The sequence below is a fragment of the Lysinibacillus sp. OF-1 genome (assembly GCF_028356935.1).
Taxonomy (GTDB): domain Bacteria; phylum Bacillota; class Bacilli; order Bacillales_A; family Planococcaceae; genus Lysinibacillus; species Lysinibacillus fusiformis_D.
Window position 1 is genome coordinate 3,847,620 of record NZ_CP102798.1, and the last position, 19,177, is coordinate 3,866,796.

Genomic DNA, 19,177 nt, shown 5'->3' on the forward strand with positions numbered 1-19,177 from the left:
ATGTTTGATATTTTTTATGATCATTACTTTTTCTTCACTCATAATGAAAGCGAACTAAATAATTAGTTCGCTAGGTATTACGATTAAAATTTTCTGCTCGCTCCTCCGCCTGCGGAAGATCCTCCACCGAATCCTCCAAAGCCGCCTCCGCCTGAACGCCCTCCACCAAAGCCACCTGGATAACCACCATAGCCTCCAGCACGAGGACCTCCACCACCTTTCGAAAAGAACGTATAAATAATAAGAACAACGAGAACGATCAATATAATTAACCAAGTTGGCATGTCTTCACCTTCGTCTGCTGTCGCTGGTAATTCACCATTCCAATTATACTCCTCGGCAACAGTGCGAAATATTTCAGCATATGTCGATTGGAAGGCTTGATCTATGTCACCCGTACTTGCAGAAGGATAAAATGCCTCATCTAAAATACGTCCTAATTTTCCATCTGGTAATGGCCCCTCTAACCCTTGACCAACAGCTATTACTACATCATTACTCCCTTCACCTTGTCCAAATGTAGCTAAAATTAAAACACCGTTATTTTTCTGTTCGTCACCTATTCCCCAAGAACGAATCATTTTTGTAGCATACATCTTTGGCTCCTGTCCATCTAGACTATCAATGGTTACAATCATGATTTCAGCGCCTGTGCCTTGATCCAATTGCGCGGAGTAATGATTTAATTGTTCTTTGATACTTGCAGATAATACATTGGCAAAATCATGTATATACGTATTTTTCATCGGTGACGGCATAGTTGCCTTTGCCATGTTCGTAAATAAAAGAAACACCGAACAAACGATGATTATCTGTACAAGGCTACGCTTCATTAGTGTGTACCTGATTGACTAAAATCGATTGATGGTGCTTTGTCAGCTCCTGCTGCGGCTTTAAAGTATTCTTTTTGTTCAAAGCCAAACATTCCTGCCATCAAATTACCTGGGAAACGTTTAACTTGCTTATTAAATTGCTGAACTTCATTATTGTAATCCTCACGTGCTACCGCCAGGCGATTTTCAGTGCCTGCTAGCTCATCCATTAACTGACGAAAGTTTGTATCTGCCTTTAAGTTTGGATAATTTTCAACAACTACAAGTAAACGACTAAGTGCTCCAGTTAAAGCATCATTTGCAGCAGCTTGCTCCTCTGGAGTGTTTGCACTACCCATTTGTGCACGTGCTTGTGTAATACTTGCAATCACCTCTTGCTCATGGTTCGCATAGCCTTTCACTGATTCGACTAAATTTGGAATCAAATCATAACGACGTTGGAGCTGATTTTCCACTTGTGCCCATTTCGAATCTACATTTTCCTCTGCAGTCACCAGGCTATTATATTTAGGAATGAATAATAAGGCGAATAGAACAAGAATAAGAACAATTATCCCAATTGGTCCAAGCAACTTTTTCAATTTATAGAACCTCCTCGACCTACTTTTCCTTTCTTCAATAGTCTACATTTTTGTCTTTACATTTATACCGTATGAATTTCATTTGACTTGACATACTAATTACTGCATCAAAAAATCATTGAGGAGGCGTTTTTTTTGTCACAATCGTTTTACAATGAATCATCAAATCAAACCAATTTCAATCAACAACATAGTCTAAATCATGGTGGCCATGAAATGATGGACATGCATGAAACAATTGGCGAAATTATCGCAGGTATGAACCAAGCCATAATTTTACGCCCACATGTACAAGATCCTGAATTATTGAATATTTTGGATCGCCAGTATAATTTTACCCTAGGTATGTACAATACAATTGTAGAGTCCTTCAAAACAGGACATGATCCATCTGTTCCAACAGGACGTTACCAAATGGAGACAGGAAATGACTTTAAATATGGCGTAAATCCTGGTCAACCAAAAAAGCCAATGCAAAATGCCAATGAAATTAATGATGAAACTATTTCAGGGTTCTTACTTGGTGCTCAAAAAGGTTCAGCAAAATGTATGACAACGGCTGCTTTAGAGACAACAAACCCAGTTGTTCGTCGCGTTGTTGCTGATAGTATTCCTAACTGCATTGAAATGGGCTACGAATTATCCATCTATCAAAATAAACATGGCTATTATCAGGTACCTCAATACTCACAACAGGATATGCAAACGATGCTGAATGCATATGACACAACAACTAATCCCCTTCATTAACACGAAAGAGCAGTCTCTGGTGGTAAACACCAGAAACTGCTCTTTATTCATTAAGATTATAATACCTTCCCTAAAAACGCCTTTGTACGGTCACTTTGTGGATTGCCAAAGAGTTCCTCTGGAGAGCCTTCTTCTACAATATAGCCACCGTCCATAAAGACTACTCGATCCCCTACTTCACGAGCAAAGCCCATTTCGTGCGTAACAACAACCATGGTCATCCCTTCAGCTGCTAGATTTTTCATAACATCTAGCACCTCTTTGACCATTTCAGGATCAAGTGCTGAAGTGGGCTCATCAAATAAAATGGCTTTTGGCTTCATGGCTAAGGCACGTGCAATGGCTACACGCTGCTGTTGACCACCCGATAGCTGCTCAGGATAGTTATATGCCTTGCTGTCGAGTCCAACCTTTTTTAACAGCTCATGCCCTAATTCTTCAGCTTCTGGACGACTCATTTTACGAATTTGCATAGGGGCCATCGTGACATTATCGATAACTGTCATATGCGGGAATAGATTAAATTGTTGAAACACCATGCCAACTTCTGCCCGAATCTCGTTGATATTCGTTTTTGGCGCATTAATTTTCACATTTTCAATATAAATAGCACCATCTGTTACATCTTCTAGCATATTGATGCATCGTAAAAATGTACTTTTGCCTGAGCCAGATGGTCCAATCACACAAACAACTTGTTTCTCTTGGATTTCATAATCAATGCCTTTTAATACTTCAAGCTTTCCGAAATATTTGTGTAGGTTTTCAATTTTTATCATCTTGCTTCCCGCCCTTCTGCCTTAGCTTTACGAGGGACATAACTATTGCTAAATCGTTTCTCGATAAATGCCACGATCTTCGTTACTCCATATGTTAAAACTAAATAGAGTAGTGCAGCAACGATGTACGGTTCCCAGAAGCGGAAGCTTGCACCTGCTACTACCTTACTTGCGTATAAAATATCTGGTGCTGCAATAACTGTTACTAATGAAGAATCTTTTAATAATGCGATAAATTCGTTCCCTAATGGTGGAATCATACGTCTAAATGCCTGTGGTAAAATGACCTTACGCATCGCTTGGTTATGTGTTAACCCTAAAGAACGAGCTGCCTCCATTTGCCCCTTTGCAATACTTTGAATACCTGCACGGAAAATTTCCGCATTGTAAGCAGCACAGTTTAATACGAGCGCTGTAATCCCTGACACCATATATCCTAAAGAATGACCAAAAATTGTTGGAATAACTGCTAAGTGAATTAATAAAATTTGCACAAGCATTGGTGTTCCACGGAATAAATCGATATATAATTTTGATGGCCAATAAATCCATTTTTTACTCGATAATTTTCCTAGGCCTAAAAATAGTCCTAATAGAATACCTCCAAAATAACCACTAAGTGTCAAAATAATTGTTACGCCAATACCCCGTATAAACATATCTCGGTAGTTCCAGACAATGTCCCAGCGTAAGTCAAAGATGTCCATCCGAAAACCCCATTTCCCCTTTAAAGTGAATGAGCCGCTAGCATACTAGGGGCGTCATCATTCATTTATTACTTGAAATCAGAACCTGTAATTTCTTTTAATTTACCGTTTTCTTTAATCTTTTTAAGACCTTCATTTAATTTATCTAATAGCTCTTTGTTTCCTTTTTGAACCATAAAGCCATAATATTCTTTTTCAAATGCATCATCTTCGATTACTTTTAGTTTTTGATCTGGATGCGCTTTAATGTATTCGTAAACTACCGCATTGTCTCCAATAGCTGCATCAACGTTACCGTTTAACATCTCTTGAATTGCGATTGGTTGACTTTCAAACGCCATAATATTTGTACTTGCTTCCCCTTGTAGCTTTTTCGCCGCCATATGACCTGTAGCATTAATTTGTACTGATACCTTTTTATCTTTTAGTTCAGCTAGAGATTTAATTTTTGAATCTTCTTTTACAACAATCAATAATTGAGACTCATAATAAGGCTCTGTAAAATCAAATGATTCTTTACGCTCTTCAGTAATTGTGATTCCTGAAGCACCAATATCTGTTTCACCGTTTTTAATTGTTTGGAAAACTGGCTCCCAACCAATGTTATTCCAGTCAACTTCAAAGTCCATTTCATCAGCAATAGCTTTTAAAACATCGACATCAATCCCCACAATTTTCCCTGAATCGTCAACAGATTCAAATGGTGCGAAAGTTGCCTCTGTACCAACTTTATATATTTTCTTACCATCTTCTGAAGATGAGCTTCCTGAAGATGCACCATCCTTTGTACCACATCCTGCAAGTGCTAATGTTAATGCTGCAACCATCATCAGTAGCATCCAACCTGTTTTCTTCATTGTATTTCCCCCTATTTCGATAATTTTCCGAAATGCGTATTATTTTTCGCAATTCGGAAATGTTAGACTATTAGGTCAATTATATTAATATTATAGTATTTAGACAACAACTTTTCGCATAAAACTAAATATTTTTTCATATTAATTTATAATAAACTTATATAATTAGAAGAAACATGTATAAATAACAAGAAATCTAATCTAAAATTAATATATATACACTACAATCCACACCAAATTTCGATAAATTTAGGCAAAAAAAAAGAATCCCCTCAGATAGGATTCTTTTTTTCGACTATTTCTAGTCTTCACGTACAGTATGTCCACTAAAAAATAATTTGGAGTTATTGCTTTTTTGAAGGTTTGAAAGGAATAAATAGGGGAATAATGCCAACTAGGACAGTATTGCACCTATATCTCCCTCTCGATCTCCGCTAAGCAGGCTGCTAAACTACTTATTAGGAGATGAGCTATAACAAGTCTATCTATATTCAGTAAAATGGCGCCCTCGGAGGGAATCGAACCCCCAGTGCAAGAACCGGAATCTTACGTGTTATCCATTACACCACGAGGGCAAAGGCACAAAAAAAAAGTACTCACTCTAGGCTTACGAAAAGCATGATGTAGATAACCCTCATTTTTTGAAGCATACCTGCAAAATAGTGTACTGTACTTTAAACTTATAACCTCAATTATTATACAAGCCTATCACATATAATTCAACCATAGAATGCAAAAACATTTTATTTTTTTTATTTCACTTTAGCAGGGTTAATATTTGACCTTCCCTGACTATAATGTGTATGATAAGGATACAGCTGAAATAACAATGGAAATTTTCAGCAAAGGTATTCGAATTTAGTTTTTTAAGGAGGATTTAACATGAATTTAATTCCTACAGTTATTGAACAAACAAGTCGCGGTGAACGTGCATATGACATTTATTCACGTCTACTTAAAGACCGTATTATTCTTTTAGGAAGCGCTATTGATGACAATGTGGCTAACTCCATTGTTGCACAACTTCTTTTCCTACAAGCGGAAGATCCAGATAAAGATATCTCTCTTTACATTAATTCACCAGGTGGATCAATTACGGCTGGTATGGCTATTTATGACACAATGCAAATCATTAAACCACAAGTTCAAACAATTTGTATTGGTATGGCTGCATCAATGGGTGCTTTCTTACTAGCTGCTGGTGAGCCTGGTAAACGTTTTGCATTACCAAATGCAGAAGTAATGATTCACCAACCACTAGGTGGCGCACAAGGTCAAGCGACAGAAATTGAAATTGCTGCTAAACGTATTTTATTCTTACGTGAAAAATTAAATGGCATTTTATCTGAACGCACAGGCCAACCACTTGAAGTCATTGCTAGAGACACAGATCGTGATAATTTCATGACTGCTGAACGTGCTAAAGAATATGGTTTAATCGATCACATTATGCACCGTAGCGATAATAAATAAAAATGAGAAGGCATCACAGACTCGCTCTGTGATGCCTTTCGTGTTGTTGAGAAAAGGTGATGTCAACGGCAGAAACAGCCATTTTGAAAGGGGAGGGGTTGATTTCCGTTCCGCCAGCGTCCTTTCCAGGGGGCGCGCTTCACTCACTGCATTCGCTCCAGGGGCTCCTCTAGGACGCTAATCCCCTAGGAGTGACGCTGGCTCCACTCCCATCAACCATTCTGCAAAAGTGTCTTTTCCTGAACAAAATAGCCCTTTATTTATATTATTAGAAAGAGGATAGGCTCTTATTTTCAATGCGGAGAAGTGATGGATGACAACACTTCTCCATAAAGCGTAGTGAATACCTTCACTTTATTTGAAAACCTTTCTAAAAAGAAACATTTTTATGGATTGGGGTGGAAGGCTACTTGACTCCCGTGGGATAGCGAGACAGGCGAGCCTCTAAACGGAGCGGTAGCGGAGGAAGCTGCTCGGCGCTCGCCCACAGGAAAGCAAGTAGCCTGCAATAGAAATCCATTTTCACCTTTCACAAAAACGCTATGGATGGTTTTGTTTTTCAACACTATGAAGGCATCACAGATTTGCTCTGTGATGCCTTTTGTGTTCAATGAATGTTAGTCTTCATTTTCGATAATTGTAGCCAATGCTGTAACCGCTTGCTCCGCATCGCTGCCGTCACTACTTAAAGTAACTTCAGTGCCTTTAGCGACTGCTAAGCTCATGACACCCATAATGGATTTGGCATTTACTTTTTTCTCGTCTTTTTCCAGAAAGATATCCGCACTAAAACGATTTGCTTCCTGTACAAATAGTGCTGCTTGTCTAGCTTGTAGTCCTAATTTTAATTTGACCTGGACTCTTCTCTCAATCATACTCAAAACTCCCCTTCACTACCGTTCATCTATTAGTTTTATCTTACCTCACTTACTAGCAAAAGAACAATAAGCGATTACGCATGACATTCATACCTGAAAAGTATGAAAACTTAACCACCTATTTTTTCACCACGTCTTAATGCATCAGCAATCTCATCAATTTTTCTCAATCGATGGTTAACACCTGATTTACTAACCGTTCCACTTGATACCATTTCACCAAGCTCTTTTAATGTCACATCCTGATATTCTACCCGTAGACGTGCTATTTCACGTAGCTTTTCTGGTAGCTGATCCAGACCAATTGAATTTTCAATAAATCGAATATTCTCTACCTGTCGTAATGCTGCACCAATAGTTTTGTTTAAGTTGGCTGTTTCACAGTTCACAATACGGTTGACGCTATTTCGCATATCTCGCAATATGCGCACATCCTCAAACTTCATCATGGCCTGATGTGCGCCAACAATATTAAGGAAATCTGAAATTTTCTCTGCTTCCTTTAAATAGGTGACAAAACCTTTTTTTCGTTCAATTGTTTTGGCATTAAGTTCAAATTCATTCATCAAATCCATCAATGCCTCACCATGCTCTTTATACAAAGAATAAATCTCTAAATGGTAGGCTGATGTTTCTGGATTGTTGACAGAACCTCCTGCTAAAAATGCTCCTCTTAAATAAGCTCTTTTTTGACCACTCTTTTTGATGAGCTTTCTTGAGATTGTATGGTTAAATTGAAAGTCGTCTGAGATGATTTCTAAATCAATTAGCAGCTCGCGCGCACCTTCTCTTACACGGCAAATATACACGTTATTTTTTTTCAGTCGCATCTTCTTACGAACAAGCAATTCTACATTGTACGGATACAATTTTTTCATAATCGTATATAGTCTTCTAGCAATTGCAGCGTTTTCAGTTTGCACGTCTAAACTTAGTTGTTTATTTGCAAAGGATAATGAACCATTCATACGAATTAGGGCAGAAACTTCTGCTTTCATACAATGATTGTCCGCTTCTATTTGCGTTAATTCCTTTTTTGTTTCAGAAGCAAAAGACATATCATGCCCCCCTTTCAATCATGATTTCTATGTATATGTTCATCTTACCATATACAATCAATCCATTATGTTTCTATAATGGGTCTTCTTACTTTTTGCTGGTAAATATCAGCATAATCTACCAGCCATTCTGCAACATTGATAGCATTATGTCGAACAGTCCCATCTGACCGAATTGTAGCAATATCACGTTGTATAACCTCTAAGCCCATACTTTCAAGCTTTGCCACATCAAATGTCACTGGCTCTGCTCTTTCTTCTTTATATAGTTCTTTTACAGGATTAGGGAGTTCTTCGTCGTTTACTAAAATAGAATCAATAAAATCGCCGCCAACATGCTTATGTATGGCTGTTACATGATCACCTGCTGTATAAGAAATCGTTTCACCTTTTTGCGTCATTAAATTACAAACATATATTTTTCTACCTTTCGCTTTCACAACAGCTTCCCCTATCTCCTTCACAAGCAGATTTGGAATAATACTTGTATATAAGCTTCCTGGACCTATTAAAATATAGTCTGCACGCTGAATCGCACGAATGGCTTCTGGTAACGGTTGCACATTTTCGGGTACTAAAAAAACACGATCAATGCGCTTTGATGCTGTTGGAATTTTTGATTCTCCTTCAATAATTGAACCATCCTCTAGCACAGCATGTAAGTTTATTTTTTTATTTGCAGCTGGTATGACACGACCATGAACTTTTAAAACCTTGCCCATTTCACTTATAGCATGATTAAAATCTCCAGTAATATCAGTAAGTGCCGTAAGCATTAAATTTCCTAAGGAGTGACCTTTTAAATCCTCTGATGCTGAAAAGCGATATTGAAACATTTGCTCTACAAGTGGTTCAATATCTGATAATGCCGCAATCACATTACGTACATCACCAGGTGGCGGAATATCGTAGTCATCACGTAAACGGCCTGAAGAACCCCCATCATCTGCCACTGTCACAATGGCAGTAATATCAAATGGGTGATGCTTCAGCCCGCGTAGTAATGTGGAAAGCCCTGTACCACCACCTATTACGACAAGCCTTGTTTGCTTTTTCCCCATTCACTCATTCCTTTCTACGATTAATATCACGATGCGTAATAACCGTATTTTCCTTGCCTGCTAAATATGCCCCAAAAAATTCTGCTAATGTCACTGAGCGATGCTGACCGCCAGTACAACCAAAAGCAATGACAAGCTGTGACTTACCTTCTTGTCGATAAAGAGGAATCATAAAATCTAATAAATCCGTTAGTTTTTTTATGAGTATTTGCGTATCTTCCAAAGCTAAAACATAAGAGGATACCTCTGTTTGTAGTCCTGTTTTGGGACGTAGCTCCTCTACATAATAAGGGTTTTTAAGAAAACGAACATCAAACACTAAGTCTGCATCAATAGGCATCCCATGTTTAAAGCCAAAGGACATAATGTTCACAGTAAAAATAGTATCTGCCTCACTAGCAAATTCATTGACGATTCTTTCACGTAATTGCTTCGGTTTCATGTTCGATGTGTTATACACAAAATTAGCACGGCCCTTTACTTCAGATAAAAGTGCACGTTCCTGTTTAATGCCATCTAAAGGTAAACCATTGACTGCTAGTGGATGGGCACGTCTTGTTTCTTTATAGCGTCTAACTAATGTGGCATCGTCTGCATCTAAAAATAACATACGAGTATCAATATCGCCTTCTTTTAGTATATGGTCTAACGCGCCAATAAGAGCATCAAAAAAGTCGCCACCACGCATATCCATTACGGCTGCAATACGCGTACTATTTTTACCAGAATCTCTTAGCAGAGTTAAAAAAGTTGTAAGTAACGCTGGTGGTAAATTATCAATACAGTAATACCCTAAATCCTCAAAGCTTTGAATAGCTACGGTCTTCCCAGCCCCAGACATTCCTGTAATAATAACCAATTCGTGTGTACATTGTTGGCCTTCAACCACCACTGTCATGCAACTCCTTTATTGTTCTTTTGATATTTGTATTTTTTGATGAAGTAATTCAAAATTCGTTGTATAGTCAAACGTGCCATATTGAATGCCTGATTGCGAAACCGCAAATTGTAAATTAGTTCGATCTCCTTCAGCCATTGGCAAATGTGCTAAATCCTCTACTGGGTGCCATGCAAGCTTGCCTTCTCTCGTTTCTTCGAATGGTATACCTTCTACATCCTTAGCAACAAATGTATAGAGCATCCACTCATCCACTACATCATTATTTTCTTTAATAATCATCGTATAAACACCCTTTAAATGAACATTTAAAGGTGTGACATTCGTTTCTTCTTGAAACTCACGTACAGCAGCCTCAAAGATGGATTCACCGCTCTCCATTTTCCCTCCTGGAGCAACGTACCAGCCTCTTCTTGGTTTCTGAAGTAATAATACTTTACCGTCTTTTACGGCAATTAAATTTGCAATTCTTTGCATAGGCACACCTCTAATCACTTTTGCATTCTACTCCCCATTATAGCAAGACCTTGCAAGATTTGTCCTCATTTACAACTCTCTAGTAAAGACAATTAACAATTTAGGTTTATTCATGTGTAATGCTTTTATGTTAGGCGAAAAATACGTTTATTTTTTTAATTTATACAAATAAAAAAGTAGGTTGCTCCCACCTAATTGAGGCGGAAACAACCTACTAAACAAAATAAAAGGGGGATTGCTAATTACATTTTTTATCATACACCTTTTATATGTCATTCAAGTTACAGCAATATTAAAACCACATTAAAATTGTATTTTTTTCCTTTAAATAGCCATGTTAGGCATTAATTTTCTCTAATAGCTCTTCCACATAATGCTGTACAGCTTGTGCGGCAATACTACCGTCACCTGTCGCTGTCACAATTTGGCGAAGTGTTTTTTCACGAACATCTCCAGCTGCAAAGATACCTGGGATTTTAGTTTCCATATTGGCATTTGTCAAAATATAGCCAGCGTCATTTAAAATGCCTAATGATTCAAATGGTTTAGTTAAAGGCAACATACCAATATAGATAAAGACACCATCTGCTGCAAATTCAGATTCTGTACCATCAACAGTTGATTGTAATGTGACACTACCAACTTTACCATTAGCTTCATTAATTTCTTTTACAGTTGCATTCCAAATGAAATCAATTTTGTCATTGGCAAAGGCACGATCTTGTAGAATTTTTTGGGCACGTAATTTGTCACGACGGTGGACAATCGTTACTTTATCAGCAAAGCGAGTTAAATAAACGCCCTCTTCAACAGCTGAATCGCCACCGCCTACAACTATTAGATTTTTTTGTTTAAAGAATGCCCCATCACATACTGCACAGTAGCTGACACCACGACCGCCTAGCTCTTTTTCACCTGGCACACCCATTTTTTTATACTCCGCACCTGTTGTAATAATAATGGCACGTGTTTTATATTCTTTTGCACCAGATTTAATTGTTTTATATTCTTCACCATCAATGATTTCTGATACATCACCATAGGCATATTCTGCACCAAATTTTTTAGCGTGCTCAAACATTTTTGTAGATAGCTCAGGCCCTAAAATTGTATCAAAACCTGGGTAATTTTCTACTTCCTCTGTGTTTGCCATTTGCCCACCAGGAATCCCACGTTCAATCATTAATGTTGATAAATTTGCACGAGATGTATAAACAGCAGCAGTCATCCCAGCAGGACCTGCACCAATTATTACTACATCATAAATTTTTTCTTCTGACATCAATACTTCCCCCTAAACAGAATACTTTTTATCTTCATTCAACCAATAAGTGTAACGTCACCTACAGCAGAAGATAAAGCCCTTGACGGATAGGATAATGTCGCCAAGGAACATTGGTGATAACGTTAGTATGTTCATCGTATGTGAAAGTATAAAGTTATTCAACTATGTTGCTCACACGTTAATTATGACTATTAGGTAAAAACGTTAGAATTTCATCAATATACTTCGATAACGTTGATACAGATACTCCATATTGTTGGGCAATTTCCTTTTTTGTTACTTTGAGCATCTGTGAAGATCTAAATAAATAATCATTGGCTCCTGCAATTGCTGTTGGGTTTGTAAAACGATAGTTTTGTATTAGCGCTTGTTCACATAGTACAAACCACATTTGAAACATTGGTACAATGAGTGATGAGAGCTTCCCATACTGTTCTAATAAAATTTCTGGTACGTTGACAGCACGTAAAAAGCTCGCTTCTACTTTGTTCTTCTTATCAAATTCGTGGCCGAGTGAATAAGCTAAAAACAATTTCTCAAATGTGTCTAATTGTTCAACATTAACCAATTTCGGATGAGCGATAATTTCTTGCTTATGTGCAGTACCCTTCAGTAAAAACAAACCAAAAATGCGCTCACTCGTATAAGTACTTTCTAATTTTTCAACAATAAAATCACGGTCATGCTCCAATGCATCAAGTGCAAATTCATTTTCTTGTTGGCGCCATGGCTCAAAGCCCTCTTTGTCAGGGTCTAGCTCTAGTAGCTGATCCCATGCACTTTTCGATACTTCCTCATGACCTGAGAAATAGGCCGCATGTGACAACCAAAAGTAAAAACCAGCATCTCCAACATAGCCTCTCTTTTGCATACTACGCAACCATTTATAGGCTAATTCATACTGTCCTATTAAGGCTAATGTAGCCCCTAATTTATAACGGTGCTCCCATGTGTATGGCTGAATTTTGACAAGTATATTTAGTAGTTCTTGTAAATCCTCTTCATTTTTTTCATAATAAGCAATCACCGTTAAATTACATAGTGCATGTAAGTTCCCCTTATTTTCACGTAGCACGGTATGTAAGAGAGCCTTCGCCTGCTCTTCTTCTCCTACATAAAAATAAGCAAGTGCTAAATTATTATAGGCTGACCAAAAGGCTGGTCGATCTTCAATTAAATCTTCTAAAATAGTAATAGCTTCTGGAAAATCCCCTTTTTCCATACAACGACGAGCTTGCTCCTGACGATACAAATCCTCACCAGATTCTTCAGGGTCTTCCAAATCATCCTGCTCAAAAGCGACAAATTCTAGTATTTCTGCTGCTTCATCTGCATAAGCACCCTCTGGTTCTAGCCGCAAATACTCTTCTGCAAAACGTTTCGCATCATGCATGATGCCCACACATCCTGATACTTCTGCCATATAGAAAATGATTTCTGGATTATCTGGATCAATTTGATAGGCATGATGAAGCAGATCATACGCTTCCTCAAAACGTTGACCTTCTAACTCTACGATGGCTAGCTGCAAGATAATCATAGGATCATCAGGGCTTAAATCTACCGCACGTTGTAAATATTTATAAGCTTTATTCATTTGTCCACTATTCATTGCTTGAATTGATTTTTTATAATAATAGTCGCCTGTTGGAATGAACGACACTATATTCGATTGAGTCTCATTTTGACGTTTCTTTTCCAATATATTTCCTCCGAAACAAGAAATAAGGAACGCATTTTACGTTCCTTTACACAGTAATTTCTATTATACCATACAATCAATAATATGCCGTTATTTCTCCTCGTGACGTTTTTCCAACACATGTAGAACATCATAAATACTTACTTTTTGTTCTTGTAGCAATACTAGAAGGTGATAGATTAAATCAGCTGCCTCCCATTTTACTTCTTCGGCATCGCGGTTTTTAGCCCCAATGACAACCTCAGTTGCCTCCTCCCCAACCTTTTTACAAATTTTATCGATACCCTTGTCAAATAAATATGTAGTATAGGCTCCTTCTGGCATTTCCTGCTCACGCTTTGCAATCACACGCACAAGTTTAGCGATGATGCCTACAGAGCCAATCTGCTCATTTTGTTGAATCACCTCTGTAAAGCAAGAAGTTGTACCATTATGACAAGCTGGGCCAGCGGGTAGCACTTCCACCACTAATGCATCCTGATCACAGTCTGCTTTTACGGACACCACTTGTTGTCTATGACCACTTGTTGCTCCTTTATGCCACAGCTCTTGACGAGAACGAGAATAAAACCAAGTTTCTCCTGATTCAATTGTTTTAGCTAATGATTCTTTATTCATATAGGCCACTGTTAGCACTTCTTTTGTGTTGGCATCTTGTACAACAGCTGTAACAAGACCTTTCTCATCGAACCGAATATTCTCTATCATCTTACTGCCACTCCTTTGTCACGTAAGTATTCTTTTACTTGTAATACGTTCGTTTCTTTGTAATGGAAGATTGAAGCCGCCAATGCAGCATCTGCATCTACCTCTTGTGCTAATACTTCGTAAAAATGTTCGGCATGTCCCGCTCCACCACTAGCGATAACAGGAACTGTCACTGCCTCTCTTACCGCTTTAGTTAAGGCCAAATCAAAGCCAGATTTTTCACCATCTTGATTCATACTTGTTAATAAAATTTCCCCTGCTCCTAAGCGCACAGCTTCTTGTGCCCACTCAACGGCTGACCAAGTTGTTTTATTGCGTCCACCATGTGTATAAACCATCCATGTATCATCTTCTTCACTATAGCGAGCATCGATTGCAACAACGATACATTGTGCACCAAAGAAATCAGCGCCCTCTTGAATAAGAGCTGGTCGCTCCAAAGCAGATGTATTCACGGATACTTTATCAGCACCTGCACGTAAAATACGCTTCATATCTTCCAACGTACGAATACCACCACCAACTGTAAAAGGTATTGCAAGTGTAGCAGCTGTTTGACGAACAACATCTATCATCGTTTCTCGACCTTCATGTGAAGCAGAGATATCTAAAAATACAAGCTCATCTGCGCCCTGCTCATCATAGAACTTTGCAAGCTCCACTGGATCACCTGCATCACGGATAGATACAAATTGGATACCTTTTACAACGCGACCTTCCTTGACATCAAGACATGGGATAATACGTTTTGTTAGCATGCCTTCACACCTTTCAGCCATTGCTCTAATAAATAAATGCCTAGTTCTCCCGATTTTTCAGGGTGAAATTGCATGCCTGTCACGGAACCATTCGTTACAATACCAGGTACTTTTATGCCACAATAGTCTGCATAGGCAACAAGCTCAGATTCCTGAATATGTGTCGCATAAAATGAGTGAACAAAATAGACATGCTTCGCTGATACTTCACCGTCCAACCATGCAGGGCGATTCGTCAAGATCAGTTCATTCCAGCCCATATGTGGCACACGATATGCTTGATCTCCTTCGATACCACTAAAGCGTTGAATATGTCCCTTGAAAAAACCTAGCCCTTGTGTTGGGGTTACTTCTTCACTTTGCTCAAACAATAATTGCATGCCTAGACAAATTCCCAATAGAGGGCGATTTTCACTTTGTGCCTTTTGTAAATAACGGTCTATTTTAGTTTCTGCTAAACGCTTGCGAGCATCAGGAAATGCGCCAACCCCCGGTAATAGTAGTGCATCTGTTGCATCTAACACGCTCTCATCAGCCGTCACAACGACCTCACAGTCTAGTCGTTTTAATGCTTGTTCTACACTAAATAAATTGCCCATTCCATAATCAATAACACCTATCTTCACGTTAACAGCCCCTTAGTCGATGGTACTCCTTTAACACGTGGGTCAATTTCAACTGCCGCATCAATCGCACGTGCTAATGCTTTGAAAATCGCCTCAATAATATGATGTGTATTATGGCCATAAGGTACAATCACGTGAACATTCATGCGTGCCTCTAGCGCAAATTTCCATAAAAATTCATGCACTAATTCTGTATCAAACGTTCCCACTTTTTCCTTTAAAGTTGGCACACGATACTCTAAATGCGGACGATTGGAGCAATCTACAACTACCTGTGCTAGTGCATCATCCATCGGCACAAATGCTGTGCCATAGCGTTTTATGCCCTTCTTATCACCAAGTGCTTCACGAACAGCCTGCCCTAAGACAATGCCAAGATCCTCTGTTGTATGGTGATCGTCGATATAGGTATCACCATTTGCTTGTATGGTCCCATTAAATAATCCATGCTTCATAAATAAATCGAGCATATGGTCCATAAATCCCACACCAGTTTGAATATTTGCTTGCCCTTCACCATCTAAATCGATTGCTACTGAAATTTGCGTTTCATTTGTTGTACGCTCTACCTTTGCATATCTCTTCTTTACTGTCATCGCCCTATTCCTTCTCCCATCCGCGTGATTCCACTGCACGTGCATGCCCCTCTAAGCCTTCCATACGTGCTAGACGTGCAATTTTTGGTGCATTTTCTTGCCATGTTTTTTCACTGTAATAAACAATGCTTGATTTCTTTACAAAATCATCTACGTTTAAGCCACTTGCAAAACGAGCCGTGCTATTCGTTGGTAATACATGATTGGTTCCTGCAAAGTAATCTCCCACAGGCTCCGAGCTATACCGACCTATAAAAATACCGCCAGCATGTCTTATCTGTTCAACAATCGTTTCAGCATTTTCTGTCACAATTTCTAAATGCTCAGGCGCTAATGAATTAATGGCTTCCACCGCATGTGACATCGTTTCAGCTACATAAATGACCCCGAAGGTTTCTATGGAGGCACGAGCTACTGCCTGACGTGGCAATTCCAGCAATTGCTTCTCTACTTCCTCAGCTACCCTTTGAGCTAATGGCTCTGAGGTAGTGACAAGGATGGCACAAGCCAATGCATCATGCTCTGCCTGTGATAACAGATCTGCAGCTATTTCATCAGGATATGCTGTATCATCTGCCAAAACCGCAATTTCACTTGGCCCCGCGATCATATCAATTGCTACTTCTCCAAATACCTCACGTTTGGCGAGAGCCACAAAAATATTCCCTGGACCTGTAATTTTATCAACTGGAGCAATTGTTTCTGTACCATATGCAAGTGCAGCAATCGCTTGTGCACCACCAATTTTATAAATTTCATCCACCCCTAAAAGATGAGCTGCCACAAGGACACCTGCTGGCAGTTTCCCATTCTGACCTGCCGGAGAAGTAATGACGATACGCTTCACACCTGCAACCTGAGCTGGAATCACATTCATTAATACAGATGAAGGATATGCTGCTGTACCACCTGGAACATACAATCCTACTGCGTCTAGTGCTGTTACGCGTTGACCTAGCCAAGAACCTTGTCCTAGCTCTAAGCGATAGCCTGAACGTATTTGTTGCTCGTGATACAGACGAATATTTTCGGCTGCTTCCGCTAAATCCTTATGAAGTTGCTGGTCTAGCGTATTTACTGCTTCCTCGATTTCTGCCCCTGTAACACGTAAGCTCTCAGGGGCATAGCCGTCCCATTTTTCAGTATAAGTACGGAGCGCTATATCTCCTTGTGTCCTAACATCTGCTAGCACTTGTCGCACAACTTTTAATTGTTCCTCATTTCCCCCTTCAAGTGGTCTTTTTAAGGAAATGCCTTTTTCAAGCTTTGTTATTTTCATAGGATTAATCCCCTTTAGTCCTTCATATGTAGCTAAATATGATTCCTTTTTTGCTCATTCACACATTTTTTTAATCGCTTCACAAGATCAATAATACGCTCACCCTTCATACGATAACTTACGGGATTTGCAATTAATCGTGATGAAACAGCTGTAATAAACTCATATTCTACTAAGCCATTTTCTTTTAAGGTACGCCCTGTTGAAACGATATCGACAATACGATCAGCTAAACCAATCATTGGTGCTAATTCAATAGAACCGTTCAGCTCGATGATTTCAACCTGCTCTCCAATGCCCTTGTAGTACTTCATTGCGATATTCGGATATTTCGTAGCGATTCGAGGCGCAATTTCATTCATTGGTGTGTTCGGTAATCCCGCAGATGCGATATAGCAATGACTAATTTTTAAATCTAATAACTCATGCACTTCACGCTGTTGTTCTAACAAAACATCCTTCCCAGCAATGCCAATATCAGCAACACCATGTTCAACATAGACAGGGACATCCATTGGCTTGGATAAAATAAAGCGAATTTTTTCCTCTGGTATCTCAATCATTAATTTACGTGACATTTCTACCTCTTCTGGTAAATTAAAACCTGCCTCTAACAGCATTTGATATGCCTCTTCAAAGATCCGTCCCTTTGGCATTGCAATTGTTAATTCATTCACCGCCTACTTCCCCCTGTCCAACAACCACCACTTCTGTAAAGTATGCTAAAAAGGCTGCCTCATCAACTAGGCTACTACGCAACTGTAAAGTAGCTAATTTTCCTGCTGCCCGTAATGTTTTCACCTTTAGTAATGCTGCCTCGAATTGTTCTTCTTCAAAAAGCACAACTGTTGCTTCCTGTCGTTTCTCTGACTGGCCATTGAACGTTTCTAATAAACGATCAACTCGAATACTAAAACCTGTTGCACCAACTTTTGAGCCAAATACTTCTAATAAACCATCATAGCGTCCACCATTTCCTAACGGAAAGCCACTTCCTACCGCAAAAACTTCAAAAAGCATGCCAGTGTAATAACTCATATGACTCGAAAGGGTGAAATCAAAAGCTATATACTCAGCTAAGTCAGCCAATTCCAGCAGTTGAGCAAGTTGTTGCATGTATTCTAATGCATCATTTTTACGCACATATTTTTCAATATCCCGGATATCTTTAACATTCATTGCCTCCCCAATAAATTGTAGGAGGGCATCAGATTTAGCTTTGGGTAGATCAAATGATTCTACTGCTTCTTCAAATCCTACATAATTTCGTTGAACCAACAATGTTCGAAGTGTTGCTTGCTGTTCAATACTCTCTGTGTAATCTTGTAAAATGCAATTTAGTATACCCGCATGACCAATCGTGACTTTAAACTCTTCTAATTTAAAATGTTTTAATAGCTCCATTGCTGTCACAATAACTTCTGCATCGGCAAATACAGATTGATCCCCTATTAACTCAATCCCCATTTGATCGAACTCCGCTGGTCTTCCACCTTCCGTTTCTTGAGCTCGAAAAACACTTGCGAAATAAGCAAGACGTAAAGGAATCATTTCTTTTAATAATTTCGATGTAGCTATTCGAGCAATCGGTGTTGTCATATCAGGTCGTAATACTAATGTATTTCCTTGGCTATCCACTAGCTTAAATAAATGAGCATCAGCAATAGCTGAAGCTTTCCCCACTGTATCGAAATACTCTACAGCGGGTGTTTTAATGAACTCATAACCCCTTTTATATAAAAAGTCTCTGCCAGCATGCCTAACGGCTTCAACCTTCTCATAGATTTGCGGAAATGTATCGCGCATTCCAAGTGGTTTTTCAAACATTTTTATCGACGACATATGAACACTTCCTTACATTTCACTTTAAT

At 38.8% G+C, this 19,177-nt stretch carries 21 protein-coding genes and 1 tRNA gene; 2 read left to right on the top strand and 20 right to left on the bottom strand.

What is annotated here, in order from left to right; translation table 11 throughout:
• Positions 1-83: 83 nt before the first annotated feature.
• On the bottom strand, positions 84-833 hold the full coding sequence (locus tag NV349_RS18815; RefSeq protein WP_036125686.1) for a TPM domain-containing protein: 750 nt from the start codon (positions 831-833) through the stop codon (positions 84-86).
• A complete protein-coding gene (locus NV349_RS18820) occupies positions 833-1,414 on the bottom strand; it encodes a LemA family protein (RefSeq protein ID WP_036125688.1) in 582 nt (193 codons plus the stop codon). The genes NV349_RS18815 and NV349_RS18820 overlap by 1 nt, the downstream gene beginning before the upstream one ends.
• Positions 1,415-1,549: 135 nt before the next feature.
• Between NV349_RS18820 and NV349_RS18825 the strand changes: the two genes are divergently transcribed.
• Positions 1,550-2,164: a spore coat protein gene (locus tag NV349_RS18825; RefSeq protein ID WP_036125689.1), complete on the top strand. Its 615-nt coding sequence runs from the start codon at positions 1,550-1,552 to the stop codon at positions 2,162-2,164.
• A gap of 56 nt (positions 2,165-2,220) precedes the next feature.
• Here NV349_RS18825 and NV349_RS18830 read toward each other — a convergent pair whose 3' ends face one another.
• The 4 genes from NV349_RS18830 to NV349_RS18845 all read right to left on the bottom strand — a co-directional run bounded on the left by NV349_RS18830 (position 2,221) and on the right by NV349_RS18845 (position 5,082).
• Positions 2,221-2,943 carry an amino acid ABC transporter ATP-binding protein gene (locus NV349_RS18830; protein ID WP_036125693.1) on the bottom strand — a complete coding sequence of 241 codons (723 nt, stop codon included), beginning with the start codon at positions 2,941-2,943 and terminating at the stop codon, positions 2,221-2,223.
• Entirely contained in the window at positions 2,940-3,650 is a 711-nt protein-coding gene (locus tag NV349_RS18835; protein ID WP_036125696.1) for an amino acid ABC transporter permease, read from the bottom strand. The genes NV349_RS18830 and NV349_RS18835 overlap by 4 nt, the downstream gene beginning before the upstream one ends.
• Positions 3,651-3,718: 68 nt before the next feature.
• Positions 3,719-4,507 (bottom strand): basic amino acid ABC transporter substrate-binding protein, encoded by a 789-nt coding sequence (locus tag NV349_RS18840; protein ID WP_036125699.1) that lies wholly within the window; start codon positions 4,505-4,507, stop codon positions 3,719-3,721.
• Between the two features lie 500 nt (positions 4,508-5,007).
• Positions 5,008-5,082: transfer RNA gene (locus NV349_RS18845), tRNA-Arg, on the bottom strand.
• 307 nt (positions 5,083-5,389) lie between these two features.
• Here NV349_RS18845 and clpP point away from each other — a divergent pair.
• Positions 5,390-5,980, top strand: coding sequence for an ATP-dependent Clp endopeptidase proteolytic subunit ClpP (gene clpP, locus NV349_RS18850; protein WP_004228025.1), 591 nt, complete (start codon positions 5,390-5,392; stop codon positions 5,978-5,980).
• 617 nt (positions 5,981-6,597) lie between these two features.
• Here the strand turns inward: clpP and NV349_RS18855 are convergent.
• From NV349_RS18855 to NV349_RS18920, 14 genes are all read right to left on the bottom strand, one after another.
• Positions 6,598-6,855, bottom strand: coding sequence for an HPr family phosphocarrier protein (locus NV349_RS18855; RefSeq protein ID WP_036126715.1), 258 nt, complete (start codon positions 6,853-6,855; stop codon positions 6,598-6,600).
• 113 nt (positions 6,856-6,968) lie between these two features.
• Entirely contained in the window at positions 6,969-7,916 is a 948-nt protein-coding gene (gene whiA, locus NV349_RS18860) for a DNA-binding protein WhiA (RefSeq protein WP_036126718.1), read from the bottom strand.
• 65 nt (positions 7,917-7,981) lie between these two features.
• Positions 7,982-8,977, bottom strand: coding sequence for a gluconeogenesis factor YvcK family protein (locus tag NV349_RS18865; protein WP_036126720.1), 996 nt, complete (start codon positions 8,975-8,977; stop codon positions 7,982-7,984).
• Positions 8,978-8,981: 4 nt separating this feature from the next.
• Positions 8,982-9,875: an RNase adapter RapZ gene (gene rapZ / locus NV349_RS18870; protein ID WP_058844366.1), complete on the bottom strand. Its 894-nt coding sequence runs from the start codon at positions 9,873-9,875 to the stop codon at positions 8,982-8,984.
• Positions 9,876-9,884: 9 nt separating this feature from the next.
• Positions 9,885-10,352, bottom strand: coding sequence for an NUDIX hydrolase (locus NV349_RS18875; protein WP_036126724.1), 468 nt, complete (start codon positions 10,350-10,352; stop codon positions 9,885-9,887).
• A 337-nt stretch (positions 10,353-10,689) separates the two neighbouring features.
• Positions 10,690-11,634, bottom strand: a complete 945-nt coding sequence (gene trxB, locus NV349_RS18880; RefSeq protein ID WP_058844365.1) for a thioredoxin-disulfide reductase — start codon at positions 11,632-11,634, stop codon at positions 10,690-10,692.
• A gap of 181 nt (positions 11,635-11,815) precedes the next feature.
• Positions 11,816-13,339: a tetratricopeptide repeat protein gene (locus tag NV349_RS18885; protein ID WP_271910902.1), complete on the bottom strand. Its 1,524-nt coding sequence runs from the start codon at positions 13,337-13,339 to the stop codon at positions 11,816-11,818.
• 90 nt (positions 13,340-13,429) lie between these two features.
• Positions 13,430-14,047: a bifunctional phosphoribosyl-AMP cyclohydrolase/phosphoribosyl-ATP diphosphatase HisIE gene (hisIE, locus tag NV349_RS18890; RefSeq protein ID WP_058844363.1), complete on the bottom strand. Its 618-nt coding sequence runs from the start codon at positions 14,045-14,047 to the stop codon at positions 13,430-13,432.
• Positions 14,044-14,805, bottom strand: coding sequence for an imidazole glycerol phosphate synthase subunit HisF (gene hisF / locus NV349_RS18895; RefSeq protein ID WP_036126732.1), 762 nt, complete (start codon positions 14,803-14,805; stop codon positions 14,044-14,046). The genes hisIE and hisF overlap by 4 nt, the downstream gene beginning before the upstream one ends.
• Positions 14,799-15,431, bottom strand: a complete 633-nt coding sequence (gene hisH / locus NV349_RS18900; protein WP_058844362.1) for an imidazole glycerol phosphate synthase subunit HisH — start codon at positions 15,429-15,431, stop codon at positions 14,799-14,801. The genes hisF and hisH overlap by 7 nt, the downstream gene beginning before the upstream one ends.
• Positions 15,428-16,027, bottom strand: coding sequence for an imidazoleglycerol-phosphate dehydratase HisB (hisB, locus tag NV349_RS18905; RefSeq protein WP_036126736.1), 600 nt, complete (start codon positions 16,025-16,027; stop codon positions 15,428-15,430). The genes hisH and hisB overlap by 4 nt, the downstream gene beginning before the upstream one ends.
• A 4-nt stretch (positions 16,028-16,031) precedes the next feature.
• On the bottom strand, positions 16,032-17,306 hold the full coding sequence (hisD, locus tag NV349_RS18910) for a histidinol dehydrogenase (protein ID WP_058844361.1): 1,275 nt from the start codon (positions 17,304-17,306) through the stop codon (positions 16,032-16,034).
• 32 nt (positions 17,307-17,338) lie between these two features.
• Positions 17,339-17,983 carry an ATP phosphoribosyltransferase gene (gene hisG / locus NV349_RS18915; RefSeq protein WP_036126740.1) on the bottom strand — a complete coding sequence of 215 codons (645 nt, stop codon included), beginning with the start codon at positions 17,981-17,983 and terminating at the stop codon, positions 17,339-17,341.
• Complete coding sequence (locus NV349_RS18920) at positions 17,976-19,148, bottom strand: ATP phosphoribosyltransferase regulatory subunit (RefSeq protein ID WP_058844360.1); 1,173 nt, start codon at positions 19,146-19,148, stop codon at positions 17,976-17,978. The genes hisG and NV349_RS18920 overlap by 8 nt, the downstream gene beginning before the upstream one ends.
• Between the last annotated feature and the right edge of the window lie 29 nt (positions 19,149-19,177).